4 protein-coding genes are annotated in these 18,154 nt (G+C 68.3%); 3 read left to right on the top strand and 1 reads right to left on the bottom strand.

The window, feature by feature from the left end; all coding sequences use genetic code 11:
- Positions 1-26: 26 nt before the first annotated feature.
- The gene (locus tag ACGFX4_RS17030) at positions 27-4,025 is read right to left on the bottom strand and encodes an FG-GAP repeat domain-containing protein (protein WP_393074405.1); all 3,999 of its coding nucleotides are present in this window, start codon (positions 4,023-4,025) and stop codon (positions 27-29) included.
- Between the two features lie 547 nt (positions 4,026-4,572).
- Between ACGFX4_RS17030 and ACGFX4_RS17025 the strand changes: the two genes are divergently transcribed.
- From ACGFX4_RS17025 to ACGFX4_RS17015, 3 genes are all read left to right on the top strand, one after another.
- Positions 4,573-10,845, top strand: a complete 6,273-nt coding sequence (locus ACGFX4_RS17025) for an RHS repeat-associated core domain-containing protein (RefSeq protein ID WP_393074402.1) — start codon at positions 4,573-4,575, stop codon at positions 10,843-10,845.
- 453 nt (positions 10,846-11,298) lie between these two features.
- On the top strand, positions 11,299-17,646 hold the full coding sequence (locus ACGFX4_RS17020) for an RHS repeat-associated core domain-containing protein (protein ID WP_393074399.1): 6,348 nt from the start codon (positions 11,299-11,301) through the stop codon (positions 17,644-17,646).
- Entirely contained in the window at positions 17,643-18,149 is a 507-nt protein-coding gene (locus ACGFX4_RS17015; protein WP_393074396.1) for a hypothetical protein, read from the top strand. Before ACGFX4_RS17020 ends, ACGFX4_RS17015 begins: the two co-directional genes overlap by 4 nt.
- Positions 18,150-18,154: the final 5 nt, after the last annotated feature.

Genomic DNA, 18,154 nt, shown 5'->3' with positions numbered 1-18,154 from the left:
GGCGGCCCCTCGGGTTGTCGGGCTTCCTACTGGTAAGTGTCGTACGTCTGCCAGCCCCAGCCGACCAGGCTGCGTCCGCCGATGGTCGACGTCCCGGTGCCGCCGGACCCCAGGTACCACCAGAGGTTGCCGTCCGAGTCGCGGTCCAGGATGTCGGTCAGGCCGTCGTTGTTGACGTCGGCGATCTGCGGGCGGTGGTAGGCCGGGTACCAGCCGGTGCCGATCAGGGCCGAGCCTCCGAGGGTGGACATCCCGGTTCCGCCGGTGCCGGCGTACAGGTACATGTTCCCGTTGGCCTGCCAGGTGCCGACGACGTCGTTCAGGCCGTCGTTGTTCATGTCGCCGACCAGGAAGTCGAAGCCGTTCCAGCCTGTGCCGATCTTGGTGGGCGAGCCGAGCTGGCTGTCGGCCGTGGCCACGCCGGTGCCCGGGTAGAGCCACATGTCGCCGGCCGCGTCGACGGCGACCGCGTCCACCTTGCCGTCGTTGTTGAGGTCGCCGAAGTCCAGGCGCAGCGAACCCCAGCCGATGCCGATCCGGGTCGGGCCGATCCAGTTGGTACCGTCGCCCGGAGTGCCGTTGCCGCGCCACAGGTTGAGCGTGCCGGAGCTGTCACGCAGGATCAGGTCGGCGATCCGGTCCCCGTCGAAGTCGGTGGCCCAGGCCGCGTACGGACCGCAGCCGGAGCAGACGAGCTTCCGAGCGCCGTAGGCGCCCACACCGCTGCCGCCGGAACCGGGGTAGACCCACATGTTGCCGTCCGAATCGCGGGCCAGGATGTCGGTCCAGCCGTCCTTGTTGTAGTCGGTCCGGTCGCGCATCAGGCGGGTGCCCAGCGGGGACGGGCCCTCCAGCGAGTCGGCGCCCCAGGCGCCGCTGGTGGCGGCGAGCCGGGGCAGCGTGCCGGCGGTGGCGGAGCCGGCCGGGTAGGCCAGCACGCAGCCGTTGGGGCAGGTGGTGGTCTTGGTGGTGGTGCCGTCGTCGGTGTAGCTGACGGTGGCGCTGCCGTCCGCCGGGGTGAGCGCGAGCAGGTCGGCCGATTCCTGGCCGGTGGTCGCGTTGTAGCGGCGGTAGGTGGTGGTGGGCTCGTTCGCGTCCTGCGTGCCGTTGTCGTTGGCGTCGTAGTAGCCGGCCACGTTGGTGACGGCGCCCTGGATGTTGCCCAGGGACAGGAAGGCCGCGCGGGAGCCCGCGATGGTGCCGTACGCGGCAGCGGTGTTCACCGAGTACGCCGTGGCGCCGCCGCCCTTGCCGGTGTACAGGCGCAGTGCGCCGGTCGCGGTGTTGCGGGTGACCAGGTCGTTGATGCCGTCGCCGTTGACGTCGCCCGGGGCGGTCACGGTGAGCGGGGTCCAGCCGCTGGTGCCCAGCTCGGTCCGGCCGGCCAGGTCGAACGGGTTGGCGGTGTCGACCGTGCCGCCGCCCTTGACCCTGCCGCTGTACAGGTACAGCTTGCCGCCCTCGACGGTGACCAGGTCGTCGCCGGCCTTGCCGTCCAGGTTGCCCGCGGCCAGGATCTGGGTGGCCTCGCTCCAGTCGGGCTTGGTCGGGTGGATCAGCTCGTGCCGGGTCGCGGGGTTCGGGTGGCCGAGGCCGTCGTTCGGGTAGACGAACAGCTTGCCTGCGTCCGGACCGCTCGCGGGACGGATCACGAAGTCCTCGTAGCCGTCCGCGTCCGCGGTGGTGGCGCTGTTGCCCGCCAGGTCGCCGCGGTGGGTGACGAGTGCGCCCGCCCAACCCTTGCCGAGGTCGATCGGGGTGGCGGAGACACCGCTGCCGGTACCGGGGTTGAGTCGCAGGGCACCCTGCGGGGACACCGTCAGCACGTCCGGGTAGCCGTCACCGGTCAGGTCGCCGGGCAGGTCCCGGACGGCGGGGGTGCCGGCCGTCGCGGCCGGACGGACGAAGTCCGCCGGAGCGGTGACGATCAGCTGCGCGCCACCGGCGGCGTCGGCACTGCGGTTGCCGGCCTTGTCGTAGGCCACCACGTGCAGGCGGGAGTTGGGCCAGGACGTGGGGGTCACGGTGGCGGTCGCCGAACCGTTCACGGCGTCCACCCAGGTGCCGTTCTGGCACCGGGTGTTGGAGGTCGAGATCGGCTGCTCCAGGGTCCAGCAGAAGCCGGCCAGGTTGGTGTCGGCCGCAGTGAACTTCAGCGTCCGGGCGACCCGGGCCGGCACGTCGGCCACGTCGAGGCGCTTGCCGTCGGTGGCGGTGACGGTCAGGCCGGTGGGCGCTGTCCTGTCGACGGTGAAGCCGCAGTTGGTGGTCGCCGCCGACTGCGTGATGCCGTCCTTGGCGAGCACCGACCAGCGGTACTTCCGGCCGTCCAGGAAGGTGTCCGCGGGAACCGAGTCGGTCGCCCAACTGCCGCTTCCGACGTAGGAGTCGAAACTCTGGACGGCACCGGCACCGCCGTCGGGCCAGACCTCGAAGTGGGCGGTGGTGTTGGTGCCGTCCGGGTCGGAGACGCGGGCGGCGAGGGTGACGCTGCTGTTGCCCACGATCGGCCAGGTGGCCGGGTTGGTGTCGCACGGGATCGGCTTGTTGCCGTCACCGTTCGGCACCCACGAACCCTCGTAGGCGGCGTACTCGTTGACGACGGGCGCGCGGTTGTAGGTGATCTCCAGGTATGGGTTGTTCTTGAAGCGCTTGTAGCTGAAGGTGTTGCCCTCCATGCCGGCCTCGGCAGCCAGGCTGAGGGTCAGCGCGCTGCTGTTCTCGTCGGCCATCCGCTGCACGTAGTACTTCAGGCCGTCGGAGACGAAGTCGTGGCCGAGGTCGTTCGGGCAGTACGTGTCGTTGCCGCCGGCGAAGCTGTCGGAGGCGACCTTCTCGATGCGGGGGAGGGGCCAGTTCCAGGTGGGGTCGTGGTCCCAGGCACCGACCACCCAGAGGTCCGTGTAGCCGGCGGACGACGCGGTGCAGCCCCAGGAGTGGGTCTCGACCGTGTGGAGCGTCGAGGAGAGGATCTGCGCACCGCTGAGGCCGTTGGTGTCGACGGTGAAGAACGACTGGTGCTTGGAGTCGCCCGAGTAGCCCAGACGGAACTCGTCGGTCGGGTTGTTGGACGTCCAGCCGCTGCCCGAGACGAAGGCACTGCCCGGGTAGGAGGAGGCGGTGAAGGACCACTTCTGCCGACCGCCGCCGGTGAAGACCGGGTCGATGACCAGCGGGAACTGGACGTCGGGGGAGGTCAGCAGGCTCTTGTCGGGGGTGAGCCCGATCTCGCCGGGCTTGACCTTCACACCGATGCGGGCGGCCTTGACCGGGAGCGCGGCGGGCTCGGTGCCCTCCTGGGCCTCGGAGACGGCCATGCCGCGGGGGGCCTTGGCCTTCTTCGGGGTGTCCCACATGGTCGGCGCCGGGGCCTGGAAGACGGTCCTGCCGTCCTTGCCCTTGGCCTTGATGCCGCCGTCCTCGGTGTTCTCCACGGTGAGGCCGTCGGCCTTGGTCAGGAGCTTCAGCTCGGCGAGGGCCGGGTTGGCCGCGGCCTCCCGGGTCTTGACGACCAGGTGCTCGGCGAAGCCGTCCACGTCGGCGAGGACCTTCAGGTCGACGCCGGGCAGGACGTCCGCGTAGACCGCAGTGCTTCCGGAGACGGTCGGCGTCGGCAGGGCGGTCGGCCAGCTGACCGACAGGGTCTGCCCGTCGCGGGTCATCGTCGCCAGCGGGGCGGTGCCGCCGCCGGAGAACGCGATCGGGAACGTCGACGCGGTCGGGGAGAGGCGCCCGTCGGCACCCTTCCGCAGCGTCGCGTCGGGGGTGCGCCAGGCACCGTCCACCTTCGCGCGGACCGGCTCGACATGGGCGCGGCGGGTAAACGTCCCGTCCGGATTCGCCAAAGTCTCGTTGAACTCGTCGGCCAGCTCGGCGATTTCCACCGGCTTGCCGGACTTCTTCGCCTCGGCCTGCGCCCGCGCCTCCGGCGACTGCGGAGCAGCGGCCTTGGGTGATGCAGTGTCAGCGACCGCAGTCGACGTGGTGACGGCCAATGGCGCGCCGAGTATTGCACTGGTCGTCAACAGCGCGAGGAGACGTCGCCGTCCCGTCGCAGGTCTCTTCGGTGTGCTCATGCGGAGGATCCCCCTCGATCCGAGTCGATGGTGCCGGGGGATGTTATTAGCCATCAAAGCCCCGTGGACAGCGCTAAATCGATGACTTGAGTGTTCGCGGTCGGACACGGAGTGGGTCGGCCAGGGTATTCGCTGTCGAACCGTCAGCAAACGGACAGGGTGGTGTGTCTCGCATCACATTCACCATGGCAATGGACTGTCAATGCCATTGCGCGGCATTCGGTGAAAAATCGTCAGCAACTGGATGAGGCGTCAAGTGGTCCAGTCCAAAGTGCTTGCCGTGCAGGGTGAGTGCGCGGCAGGATCGCGCAGGCAATTCTGGAGCTTGCTACGAGGGGTGGGACAGTTGCCTGGCGAACAGTCAAGAAGACTCATATCGGGCAGAATGCGTAGAGCAAGAACTCTCGGGGCGGTGACGGTCGTCTCCGCCTTGGTGGTCGGCTTGTCCTCTGTGCCCGCAGTTGCGGCGGATTCGTCCGCGTTCAAGGTTCGACCGGTGCAGAAGCCGACGTCGGTGAACGGTCGCGACCTGGCGGGGCAGACGTCGTCGACCCTGTCGAAGAGTTCGGTGAACTGGAAGTCCGGAGCAGTGAGTTGGCCGAAGGCCGCCTCCGCCCGGGTTGATCTCTCCGGCGCGGGGAAGTCGGCGAAGCAGGCCGCCGGGACGCCGGTGAAGGTGGGTTCGGCGTCGGGCCAGGCCGTGTCCGGCTCGGTGTCGGTGCAGGTGGCCGACCGTGCGGTCACTCAAAAGGCCGGTGTTGACGGCCTGTTGGTGGGTGTCGGCAGTGAGGGGGCGTCGGCGCCGCTGTCGGTGTCGGTGGATTACGGGCAGTTCAAGGGGGCGTTCTCGGCGGACGCCGCGTCGCGGTTGACGCTGGTGTCGCTGCCGGCGTGTGCGTTGACCACGCCGGAGAAGGCGGAGTGCCGGACGCGCACCGCGGTGCCGACGGTGAACGACCCGGTGGCGGGGACGCTGACCGCGAAGGTGGACGCAGCGGCGGCACCGGTGGCGTCCAAGTCCCTGGCGGCGGCGCCTTCGGCGCAGGGTGCGTCCGCGATGACGGTGCTGGCGGCGACGGCCGATGCCTCGCCCTCCGGCCCGATGGGTGACTACAAGGCCACGTCGCTGGCGGCCACCGGCTCGTGGTCGCAGTCGGGCAACACCGGCGGGTTCAACTGGAGTTACCAGATCCCCGCGCCATCGGTCCCCGGTGGGCAGGCGCCGGGCATCGCGCTGTCCTACAGCTCGGCGAGCACGGACGGCCGGACGGCGTCGACCAACAACCAGGTGTCCTGGATCGGTGAGGGCTGGGACTACAACCCGGGTTTCATCGAGCGCGGTTACACGCCGTGCGCGAGCGACCAGTACCAGGGCAACAACAGCACCAAGACCGGCGACCTGTGCTGGAAGTCCGACAACGCGACCATGTCGCTGAACGGATCCTCCACGCCGCTGGTGAAGGTCGACGACCGGACCTGGCGTCCGGCGAACGACGACGGTTCGCGGATCGAGCGGATCCGCGGTGAGGCGATCGGCAACGGCGACGATGACAACGAGTACTGGAAGGTCACCGACGCCGCCGGAAACCAGTACTGGTTCGGCCGGAACAAGCTGCCGATCTCGCTGGAGTCGACCGAGGACACCAACTCCACCTGGACGGTGCCGGTCTACGGCAACCACGCGGGTGAGCCCGGCAACGCCGGCACCTTCGCCGCCTCGGTGAAGACCCAGGCATGGCGCTGGAACCTCGACTACGCCGTGGACGCGCACGGCAACGCGATGGCGTACTACTACGACCGCGAGACCAACGCCTACGCGCAGAACCTCAACACCTCGGGCAGCGCGGTCTCCTACGTGCGCGGCGGCTACCTCAAGCGGATCGACTACGGTCTGCGCGGCGACCTCGGGGCTCCCTCGAAGGCGTCCGCCCAGGTGCAGTTCACGGTCGGCGAGCGCTGCCTGACCACCTGCACCACCTTCGACAAGGCCCACGCCACCGACTGGCCGGACGTCCCGGTCGACCAGGACTGCGCCGCCAACTCCGCCTGTTTGAACGTCTCCCCGACGTTCTGGTCGCGCAAGCGGCTCACCCAGATCAGCACCTTCTCCCGGCTCGGCGGCACGCTGACGCCGGTCGACCAGTGGGCGCTGACCCAGACCCTGCCGCCGACCGGTGACTCCTCCACCCCGTCGCTGTGGCTGGCCTCCATCGACCGGACCTTCCAGGCCGGCTCGCTCACCGACGTGAAGCTGCCGCAACCGATGAAGTTCACCGGCGACCTGTACGACAATCGCGTCGACGCGGCCGAGGGCCGCCCGCCGATGCACAAGTACCGCATCATCAAGGTCACCAACGAGACCGGCGGCGACGTCCTGGTCTCCTACCGGCCCACCGAGTGCGTCTACGGTTCGACCCCGACGCCGGAGTCGAACGACAAGGCTTGTTTCCCGTCCTACTGGACGCCGGACAACCAGGCCCAGGTGATGGACTGGTTCCACAAATACCTCGTCGCCTCGATCACCGAGGACGACACCACCGCCGGCTCCGGCTCCGAGTCGAAGGTCACCTCCTACGAGTACCTCGGCGGCGCCGCCTGGCACCGCGACGACTCCGAGTTCACCCCGGACACCAACCGCACCTACGGGCAGTTCCGCGGCTACGCCAAGGTCCGCACCCGGGTCGGTACGGTCAACAAGACCCTCACCGAGACCGAGTACTTCCGCGGCATGGACGGCGACGTCCTGCCCGGCGGCGGCAAGCGGTCGGTCACCGTCAACGGCATCACCGACTCCGGCAGTTACGCGGGCCGGTCGGCCAAGGTCTCGACCTTCGACCAGGACAACGGCACCGCGGTCGTCGAGTCGACCAGCACGCCGTGGCAGGGCGGCATCAACGCCTCCTACACGCCCAAGAGCATCCCGGGCAAGGACGGTCAGGCCGGTGTGGACCTGCCGGCCGTCGAGGCCCGGTTCGCGGGCACGTCGTCCGAGCAGACCCGCACCTGGATCTCGGGCAGCACCTGGCGCACGACGAAGCTGAACCGGACCTTCGACGCCACCTTCGGCCGGGTCACCGAGGTCAGCGACGAGGGCGACACCGCCGTCACCGGCGACGAGTCCTGCACCCGCACCACCTACACCGCCCCCGACAACGTCAACTGGGCGAACAACTACCCGTCGACGGTGACCACCGACTCCACGCCGTGCACCACCCCGGCGTCGCCGACCACCGCGGTGAGTGCCTCGCGCATGTCGTACGACGGCCAGGCGGTCGGTGCGGTGCCGTTGGCGGGCAAGGTGTACGTGACGAAGACCGAGCAGCTGGAGCGCTACAACGGCTCGACGCCCGTCTGGGACATCACGCTGAACGGCGCGACCTTCGACCGCTACGGCCGTCCGACCTCCACCACGGGCGAGGACAACCAGACCACGACCACCAGCTACACGCCCACCGGTGGCGAGCAGCCGACCACGGTCAAGGTCACCAACCCCGCCAACCAGTCCACCACGACCGGCTACGACGGCCTGCGCGGCCTCGCGCTGTCGTCCAGCGATGTCGGCGGGCGCACCACGAGCAGCCAGTACGACGCCGCCGGTCGGCTCACCTCCGTCTGGGCCGCAGGGCGTTCGACCAGCCAGGCGGCCAACTCGACCTTCACGTACGCGCTGTCGGCCACCGTGCCTTCGGCGGTGACCACCAAGGTGCTGCTGGAGAACGGCTCCTACCGGACCGGCACGACGATCATGGACTCGTTCCTGCGGTCGCGTCAGACCCAGACCGAGTCGACGGTCACCGGCCGGACGATCGTCGACACGTTCTTCGACAGCCACGGACGCGACTGGAAGACCAACGCCGACTACTGGAACAGCCTGGGCGTCTCCACCACCCTGTACTCGGTGGCGGACAACCAGATCCCGTCGCAGACCGTGACGGAGTACGACGGTCGTTCCCGTCCGACGGCCTCGGTGCTGAAGTCGCTGAACGTGGAGAAGTGGCGCACCACCACCGCGTACGGCGGTGACTGGACCTCGGCGCTGCCGCCGGCCGGCGGCACGGCGACGCTGACCCGCACGGATGCCAAGGGCCGGGCGGTCGAGCTGCGGAACTACAAGGACCGCAACCCCGTGATCGGTGCCGCCGCGACCCAGTACGAGGCGATCACCTACTCCTACGACACTGCCGGTCGCGTCCTCAAGGCGACGGACGCAACGGGCAGGAACAGCTGGGCGAACGAGTACGACCTGCGTGGCCGCACCACCCGGACGGTCGACCCGGACCGGGGTGTCAGCCAGTCGACCTACGGGTCCGACGGTCGTCTCGCCACCACGACCTCGGCCGTCGGAGCGGTGAACGAGTCCACGGTCGGGCTGACCTACGACTCGCTCGGCCGGAAGCGCTCGCTCCGCTCGGGTTCGACCGCGGGCCCGCTGCTGGCCGAGTGGACGTACGACAGCGCCACCGGCGGCGTCGGCCTCCTGGCGACCAGCACCCGGTACAGCACGGTGGGCAGCGTGACCTACGCCTACACCTCGACGGTGAAGGGGTACAACTCGACGGGGAAGTCCAACGGTGTGACCTTCACGGTGCCGAGTGTCCCGGGGGAGGAGAAGCTCGCGGGTGACTACGCCCTCGACTACACCTTCACCCCGAACATCGGGCTGCCGAACACGACGGCGTACTCGACCACCAACGCCAACGCCTCCACGGCGCTGCCGGCGGAGACGCTGACCAACGGGTACGACAAGTACGGCCAGCTCGGCTCGGTCTCCAGCTCGCTGGGGACCAGCTACCTGGGCGGTGCGCAGTACTCGGCGTTCGGCCAGACCCTGCAGTCCCAGCTGGGCACGACCGGCGGCCGGGTGGTGCGGACGATGACCTACGACGAGCCGACGCGCCGACTGACGACGGTGGCCGACGACCGCGAGGCGTCCGGTCCGCAGACCCTGACCAGCGCCACCTACACCTACAACGCGGTCGGTGACATCACCCGGATCGCCGATCAGCAGAACGACAAGACCGTCACCGACACCCAGTGCTTCTCCAACGACTGGGCCCGGCGGCTGACCGAGGCCTGGACCTCCGGTGACGGCTGCACCACCAACCCGACCAGCGTCGGCGGCCCGAACCTGGGCACCGTGGACCCGTACTGGACGAGCTGGACCTTCGACGCGGCGGGCAACCGCACCAAGGAGACCCAGCACAAGACCGGTGGGGCGACCGCGGACACGGTCAACACCTACACCTACCCGACCACCACCGGCGCGGCCCGCCCGCACGCCGCCACCCAGGTGGCGACCACCGGTGCCACCACCGCCACCACGGCGTACGCCTACAGCGGCAGCGGCAACCTGCTCACCACGACCACCAACGGCACCACCAAGCAGACCCTGACCTGGGACTCCGAGGACCATCTGGCCACCTCGACCCCCGGAGCGACGGCGGGAAGCACCACCAGCTCCATGGTCTACGGCACGGAGGGCGACCGGATCCTGCGCCGCGACCCGGCCACGGTCACGCTGTACCTGCCGGGCGGCCAGGAGCTCGCGCTGAACACCTCCACCAAGGCGCTGAGCGGTACCCGGTACTGCTCCGTCCCTGAGGCCAGCGCGGTGCGGACCAGCAGTGACGGCAAGGTCCGCTACCTGCTGACCGACCACCACGGCACCGACAACCTGTCCGTCAACGCGTCCACCATGGCGTTCAACCGCAAGAAGTCGCTGCCGTACGGCGGGCTTCGCGGGGCGGCGCCGGCGGCGTGGCCGGGGGAGAAGGGCTTCGTCGGCGGCACCGTCGACACCGCGACCGGCTACACCCACCTCGGGGCCCGCGAGTACGACCCGGCGACCGGCCGATTCATCAGCCCCGACCCGGTGATCAACCTCACCGACCCCGCCCAGATGGGCGGATACGCCTACAGCAACCACAACCCGGTCAACATCTTCGACCCCACCGGCCTGTACGGCGCGTGGTGCGTGACGATGAACTGCGTCACCCAGACCGGTGGCACCGGGACGTCCGCCACGGTCGACCCCTCGTCGCCGACCGATTCCTCGGGCTCCGGCGACGGCACCACGATGTCCACCGACGACGGGCAGGGCTCCTCGGGAACCGGATCGCCCAGCAAGGGCAAGCGCCCGACGTCCAACCGGAAGACGTCGCACTGCGCGACGCTGGTCTGTGCTTCCGAGTCCATGGGGCAGGAGGTGCGGCGCTACTTCAACATGGGAACGGAGGCGCTGTCGGGAGTCTGCAAGTACACCAACCTCCCCGCTTGGTGCTCGGTCATCGACTTCACCGAGGAGGTCCACGGCGAGATCCCGTACACGGACACGTCCACCGGCATCGTCTTCGTGGGGCCCTCGCCGGTCGGTCTGACCACCAGCCTGTCCAGCACCCAGACAGTCCAGGACGCCATCGCGGCCAAGGTGGGTGCGACCGTCGGCGTCAAGGCCGAGGTCGGGCTGTCCGGGTTGATCGGAAAGGTCGAGGCGAGTGTGCAGGTCACGGGAGAAGTGTCGAAGACCGTGACCACCACCTGGGCGACGACAGCCACCCAGGGCCTCACGGTGGACGAGAAGACGGCAGGGAAGATGCTGGTCGGCCACCCGTTGATCCAGCGGGTGACGACCACGCAGGTGATCACCTTCGGTGACCACGATGTCGTCAACGTGCTGGTCGAGAAGCGCGTGATCGGCATGGACCTGCGTTGGTACTCCGTCAACGAGACCGGTGGAATGAACCTCCACCCGGCGCGCATCGCGCCCTGACGCATTACCAGCCGAATACCTGGGGCCGTCGCCCCCGCCCAGTGCGGGGGCGGCGGCCCTTCGGTCGGTTCGGGCTCCATGGCACGGAGCGGATCGACGTGGACATGCCGGGTAAAGCGATCACCGGAGTTGGCCGAACTTTCGTCGGACTGTCCGCCTGCGAAGTCGCGTGTGCGGCTTTCCAACTTTCAACCGATCGTGTGCTGTCCGGGCGAATCCGGACTTTCCGATAGGGGCACAGCCGCCAAATCATCAGTAAGCGGACGTTCCGTCAATGTGACCTTCATCAAATGGACTTGCCGTGCGAAGCCGGGACCGCAAGGATCGCGCAGGCATTTCTGAAGAACGTGTGATGAGGGGTTGGGGAGTTTGCATCACTCACAGTCAAGAACGCGCATAGCAAGAGAGTTGCGAAGGTCGTCTTTCGCCGCGGTCACGACGGCCACCGCTCTGGTGGTCGGTCTGCTGACGGCTCCGGTGGCCGGAGCCGCCGGCCTACCGGGCTTCAAGGTGCGGCCGGTTCAGCAGCAGAAGTCGGTCAACGGCCGCGACCTGACAGGTCAGTCGTCGTCGACTCTGTCCAAGAGCTCAGCGAACTGGAAGCCGGGGGCGGTGAGTTGGCCGAAGGCCGCGTCGGCTCGGGTGGATCTGTCGGGCTCCGGGAAGTCGGCGAAGCGGGCCGAGGGGACGCCGGTGACGGTGGCGTCCGCTGCGGACAAGGGCGCGCCGGGTGCGGTGTCGGTGCAGGTGGCCGACCGTACTGCTGCTCAGAAGGCCGGTGTTGACGGCCTGTTGGTGGGTGTCGGTAGTGAGGGTGTGTCGGCGCCGTTGTCGGTGTCGGTGGACTATGCGCAGTTCAAGGGGGCGTTCTCGGCGGACGCGGCGTCGCGGTTGACGCTGGTGGCGCTGCCGGCGTGTGCGTTGACCACGCCGGAGAAGGCGGAGTGCCGCACGCGCACCGCGGTGCCGACGGTGAACGACCCGGTGGCGGGGACGCTGACCGCCAAGGTGGACGCAGCGGCGACGCCGGTGGCGTCGAAGTCCCTGGCAGCTCCGTCGGCGCAGGGCGTGTCGGCGATGACGGTGCTGGCGGCGACGGCCGAGGCGGCACCGTCGGGTGCGATGGGCGACTACAAGGCGACCTCGCTCGCCAACTCGGGTACTTGGTCGCAGACGGGTAACACGGGTGGGTTCAACTGGAACTACCCGATCTCCCTGCCTTCGGTGCCGGGAGGTTTCGCTCCGAGCGTCTCGCTGTCCTACAGCTCGGCGAGCACGGACGGTCGGACGGCGTCGACGAACAACCAGGTGTCGTGGATCGGTGAGGGCTGGGACTACAACCCGGGTTTCATCGAGCGCAGTTACACCGGTTGCGGCGGCGATCAGTACCAGGGCAACAACTCGGCGAAGACCGGTGACCTGTGCTGGAAGTCCGACAACGCCACGATGTCGCTGAACGGTTCGTCGTCTCCCCTGGTGAAGGTGGACGACCAGACCTGGCGTCCGGTGAACGACGACGGTTCGCGGATCGAGCGGATCCGCGGTGAGGCGATCGGCAACGGCGACGACGACAACGAGTACTGGAAGGTCACCGACACGGCGGGCAACCAGTACTGGTTCGGCCGGAACAAGCTGCCGATCTCGCTGGAGTCGACCGAGGACACCAACTCGGCGTGGACGGTGCCGGTCTACGGCAACCACGCGGGTGAGCCCGGCAACGCCGGCACTTTCGCGGCCTCGGTGAAGACCCAGGCATGGCGGTGGAACCTGGACTTCGCGGTCGACGTGCACGGCAACGCGATGGCGTTCTACTACGACCGCGAGACCAACGCCTACGCGCAGAACCTGAAGACCGACTCGGGCTCGGTCTCCTATGTGCGCGGCGGCTACCTCAAGCGGATCGACTACGGTCTGCGCGGTGACCTCGGCGCGCCGTCGAAGCCGTCGGCGCAGGTGCAGTTCGCGGTCGGCGAGCGCTGCCTGACCACCTGCACCACCTTCGACAAGGCCCACGCGACGGACTGGCCGGACGTGCCCGTCGACCAGGACTGCGCGGTCAACTCGGCGTGCTCCAACGTCTCGCCGACGTTCTGGACCCGCAAGCGGCTGACCCAGATCAGCACCCTCTCCCGGCTCGGTGGCACGCTCACCCCGGTGGACCAGTGGTCGCTGAGCCAGACGCTGCCGCCGACCGGTGACTCCTCGACGCCGTCGCTGTGGCTGGCCTCCATCGACCGGACCTTCCAGGCCGGTGCGCTCACGGACGTGAAGCTGCCGCAGCCGATGAAGTTCACCGGTGACCTGTACGACAACCGGGTGGACGCGGCCGAGGGCCGACCGCCGATGCACAAGTACCGCATGATCAAGATCACCAACGAGACCGGTGGCGACATCCTGGTCTCCTACCGGCCCAACGAGTGCGTGTACGGCTCCACGCCGGCGCCGGAGTCCAACGACAAGGCGTGCTTCCCGTCCTACTGGACGCCGGACGGCCAGGCCCAGGTGCTGGACTGGTTCCACAAGTACCTCGTCGCGAGCGTCACCGAGGACGACACCACCGCCGGCTCCGGCTCCGAGTCCAAGGTCACCTCGTACGAGTACCTCGGCGGCGCCGCCTGGCACCGCGACGACTCCGAGTTCACCCCGGACAACAACCGGACCTACAACCAGTTCCGCGGCTACGCCAAGGTCCGCACCCGCGTCGGTACGGTCAACAAGACCCTCACCGAGACCGAGTACTTCCGCGGCATGGACGGCGACCTGCTGCCCGGTGGCGGCAAGCGCTCCGTCAGTGTCAACGGGATCACCGACTCCAACGGTCTCGAGGGCCGGGTCTCCAAGGTGTCGACCTTCGACCAGGACAACGGCACCGTCGTCGTCGAGTCGAGCAGCACTCCCTGGCGCAGCGCGGCCGGCGCGAGCTACACGCCGAAGAGCCTGTCGGGCAAGGACGGCCAGGCCGGTGTGGATCTGCCGGTCGTCGAGGCCCGCTTCTCGGGCACGGCCACCGAGCAGACCCGCACCTGGCTCTCCGGCAGCACCTGGCGCACCACCAAGGTGAACCGGACGTACGAGACCACGTACGGTCGCCTCACCGAGGTTAGCGACGAGGGCGACACCGCCGTCACCGGCGACGAGACCTGTACTCGTACCAGCTACACGGCGCCGGACACGGCCAACTGGTTGAACGACTATCCGTCGGTGGTCACCACGGATTCGACGCTCTGCTCGACCCCGTCGGCTCCGGCGACCGCCGTGAGCGGGGTCCGCACCTCGTACGACGGTCAGCCGGTCGGAGCGACGCCGGTCTACGGCAAGGTGAATGTCACCAAGACCGAAGAGCTGGAACGTTACAACGGCTCGACAGCCGTGTGGGACGCCACGCTGAACGCCGCCTCGTACGACCGGTACGGTCGGACGACCTCCAGCACGGGCGAGGACAACCAGACCACCACCACCAGCTACACGCCGGCCGACGGTGGGCAGCCCACCACGGTGAAGGTCACCAACCCGGCCAACCAGATCAGCACGACTGCATACGACGGGCTGCGTGGTCTGGCCGTGTCGTCCACTGATGTGGCCGGGCGGACGGACGCCAGCAGCTACGACGCCGCGGGCCGACTGACCGCGACCTGGGGTGCGGGCCGGCCGACGAATCTGGCCGCCAGCGCGACGTTCAGCTATGCGCTGTCCGCGACTGTCCCGACGGCGGTGACCACCAAGGCACTGCTGGAGAACGGTTCCTATCGCACGGCCACGACGTTCCTGGACTCGTTCCTGAGGTCGCGTCAGACCCAGACCGAATCGACCATCACGGGTCGGACGATCACCGACACCTTCTACGACAGCCATGGACGCACGTGGAAGACCAACGCCGAGTACTGGAACAGTCTGGCCGTTTCCACCACGATGTACTCGGTGGCGGACAACCAGATCCCGTCCCAGACGGTGACCGAGTTCGACGGTCGATCCCGTCCGACAGCGGCGATCCTCAAGTCCCTGAACGTGGAGAAGTGGCGCACCACCACTGCCTACGGCGGTAGCTGGACGTCCGTTCTGCCGCCGGCCGGTGGCATTGCGACTCTCGGCATCACCGACGCGCTGGGCCGGACGGTCGAGCTGCGCAACTACAAGGACCGCACGCCGGTCATCGGTGCAGCCGTGACGCAGTACGAGACGATCAAGTACTCCTACGACCCTGCCGGCCGCGTTCTCAAGGTGACCGACACGACGGGTAAGAACACCTGGGAGCACACGTACGACCTGCGCGGCCGCAGTACCCGCACCGTCGACCCGGACCGGGGCGTCAGCCAGTCCACGTACGGCTCCAACGGGCAGGTGGCGACCACGACCTCTGCCGTCGGAACGCCGAACGAGTCGACGATCGGCATCACCTATGACGTCCTGGGCCGCAAGCGGACCATCCGTTCCGGTTCGACGACCGGACCGATGCTTGCCGAGTGGACGTACGACACCGCGCCCGGTGGCGTGGGCAAGCCGGCCAGCAACACCCGCTACAGCGTGGTGGGCAGCACGACCTACGCGTACAGCAGCACCATCAAGGGTTACGACGCGCTGGGGCAGCCGACGGGTACGACCTTCTCGGTGCCGAGCGTGCCGGGCGAGGAGAAGCTCGCGGGTGACTACACCCTCGACTACACCTACTCGCCGAACATCGGGTTGCATGTCACCACCGCGTACTCCACGACCAACACCAACGCGACGTCGGCGCTGCCGGCGGAGACGCTGACCAGTGGTTACGACAAGTACGGTCAGCTGGCCTCGCGGTCCAGTTCGTTGGGAATCAGTTACCTGGGCGGCGCCAAGTACTCGGCGTTCGGCCAGATTCTTCAGACCCAGCTGGGCACGATCGGCGGCCGCGTGGTGCGGACGAGCACCTTCGACGAGGCGACGCGTCGTCTGGTGAACGTGGCGGACGACCGCGAGGCGTCCGGTCCGCAGACCCTGACCAACGCCACCTACACCTACAACGCTATCGGTGACATCACCCAGATCAAGGACGAACAGAACGACAAGACCGTCACCGACACCCAGTGCTTCAGCAACGACTGGTCCCGGCGCCTGACCGAGGCCTGGACCTCTGGTGACGGCTGCACCACCAACCCGACCAGCGTCGGCGGCCCGAACCTGGGCACCGTCGACCCGTACTGGACGAGCTGGACCTTCGACGCCGCGGGCAACCGCACCAAGGAGACCCAGCACAAGACCGGCACCGCCACCGCGGACACCGTGAAGACCTTCGCCTACCCGGCCACCGTCGGCGCGATCCGTCCGCACGCGGCGACGCAGGTCTCGACCACCACCGGTGCTGCGACGTCAACCACCACCTACACCTACGGCGGCGCCGGGAACCTGCTGACGACCACCACCGACGGTACGGTCAAGCAGACCCTCACCTGGGACTCCGAGGACCACCTGGCCACCTCGACCCCCGGCGCGACGGCCGGCAGCACGACGAGCTCCATGGTCTACGGAGCCGAGGGCGACCGGATCCTGCGGCGTGACCCGGCCGCTGTGACCCTCTACCTGCCGGGTGAGCAGGAGCTGACCTTGGCCACCTCGACCAAGACCGTCACCGGAACCCGGTACTGCGCTGTCCTCGACGGCCAGGCGGTGCGCACGAGCACCGACGGCAAGGTCCGCTACCTGCTGGCCGACCACCACGGCACCAACAGCCTGTCGGTCAACGCCTCCACCATGGCGTTCAACCGCAAGAAGTCCCTTCCCTACGGCGGGCTTCGGGGCGCCGCGCCGGCTGCCTGGCCGGGCGAGAAGGGCTACGTGGGCGGCACCGTGGATGCCTCCGACGGCTACACCCACCTCGGGGCGCGCGAGTACGACCCGGCAACGGGACGCTTCATCAGCCCGGACCCGCTGATCGACGTGACCGACCCGCAGCAGATGGGTGGCTACGCCTACAGCAACCACAGTCCGGTCTCGTCCAGCGACCCGACCGGCATGATGCACATGGCCTTCATGGACGGCGGCGGGGACGCCACGGTCGACTCGCCCGGGACGGACGACTCCTCGTATTCGGCAACCCCGATGGATGAGCCGAAGCGAGGGAACTTCCGGATCGGCAAGAAGGCGGGAAGGATCCTCGACAAGCAGTACGACGACTGGTTCCCGTACGACCCGAATGCGGAGGCCACCCCGGACGACTACAAGAGCCATCTCAAGTGGCAGGCCTGGGCCATTGGCGCCGAGGCTTGTTCGAGGGCGTACTGGTGCAACAAGAAGCCGATCAGCAAGAGCCCCGAGGCCTCGATCATCGACGGAGCGCTGGCTTACGAGCACTACCTCGAGAACACCGGCGAGGACTGGGAGGTCGACTACGAGAAGGCGTACGAGACCGACGCGAACATCCAGGCCTTCGTGAACGGTGTCATCGGTACGAGCGAGCAGTGGGCGGAGTACTACGCGGCCGGCTCGGGCAGTGGATCGTTCGACATCTCGAGTGATCTCTTCTCCCTGGGTGGTCAGCCGGACACCGACAACTGGCGGAAGGCGCTCGGTGACCACGATGTCTGGGTCAACGCCACGGTCACTGTGGAGGGGCAGAAGATGTCGATGAAGGTCACAGTGAACGCCCAGGACAAGTACAACTTCAATGCCGGCGCGGCCGACGTGACCACGAAGGAGAAGGACGCGGAGAACGGACGGTTCGCCACGCTCGGCTGGGCCAAGCCCTTCATGTCGTATGGTTCACTGACCCGTGACGTGACATGGGCCCGAGGGTGCCCGGGGGCGGCGACCGTCAGTGGAGGCGGTGGGCGATGAAGTACTTGGGACGAGTGGCCGTGTCCATGGTGGGCGCAGGTGCTTTCCTGTTGACCGGCTGTGCCGCCGTAGGGGGATCGGATGCCGCCGCGCCCGATGCGCCCAAGGTGCGGACGGACGCGAAGGCCATCAGCGACCGGCTTCCCAAGCTCGGTGGCTTCGAGCGCGTACGTTGGGAGATCCTTGCCAGCAACGGGGGCAGCCGGGACATCGGCCCGACGGACTACAACGCACGAGGCATCGCCTGGCTCACCGATGACCGGGTCACTCAGCTGTTGGCAGCCGCAGGGAAGTGGATACCGGAGGGCCCGAGTGACGTTCCGGCGGGAATGGACCCGATGCTCAACACCACTGCCGACTGGGTGCACAGCGAGGAGTTCGACAAGTACGTCACCTCCGGCAGCTACTCCGGCAAGTTCTTCCTGAACAAGAAGGAGCATGCGGTCTACTTCGACGTGATCAACCCGCCGCCTCCGAAGAGCGCGGCCCCGAGCGTCGGCTGACCGAC

Source organism: Kitasatospora sp. NPDC048365 (assembly GCF_043200835.1).
Taxonomy (GTDB): domain Bacteria; phylum Actinomycetota; class Actinomycetes; order Streptomycetales; family Streptomycetaceae; genus Kitasatospora; species Kitasatospora terrestris.
This window is presented reverse-complemented; position numbering and strand designations above follow the sequence as displayed.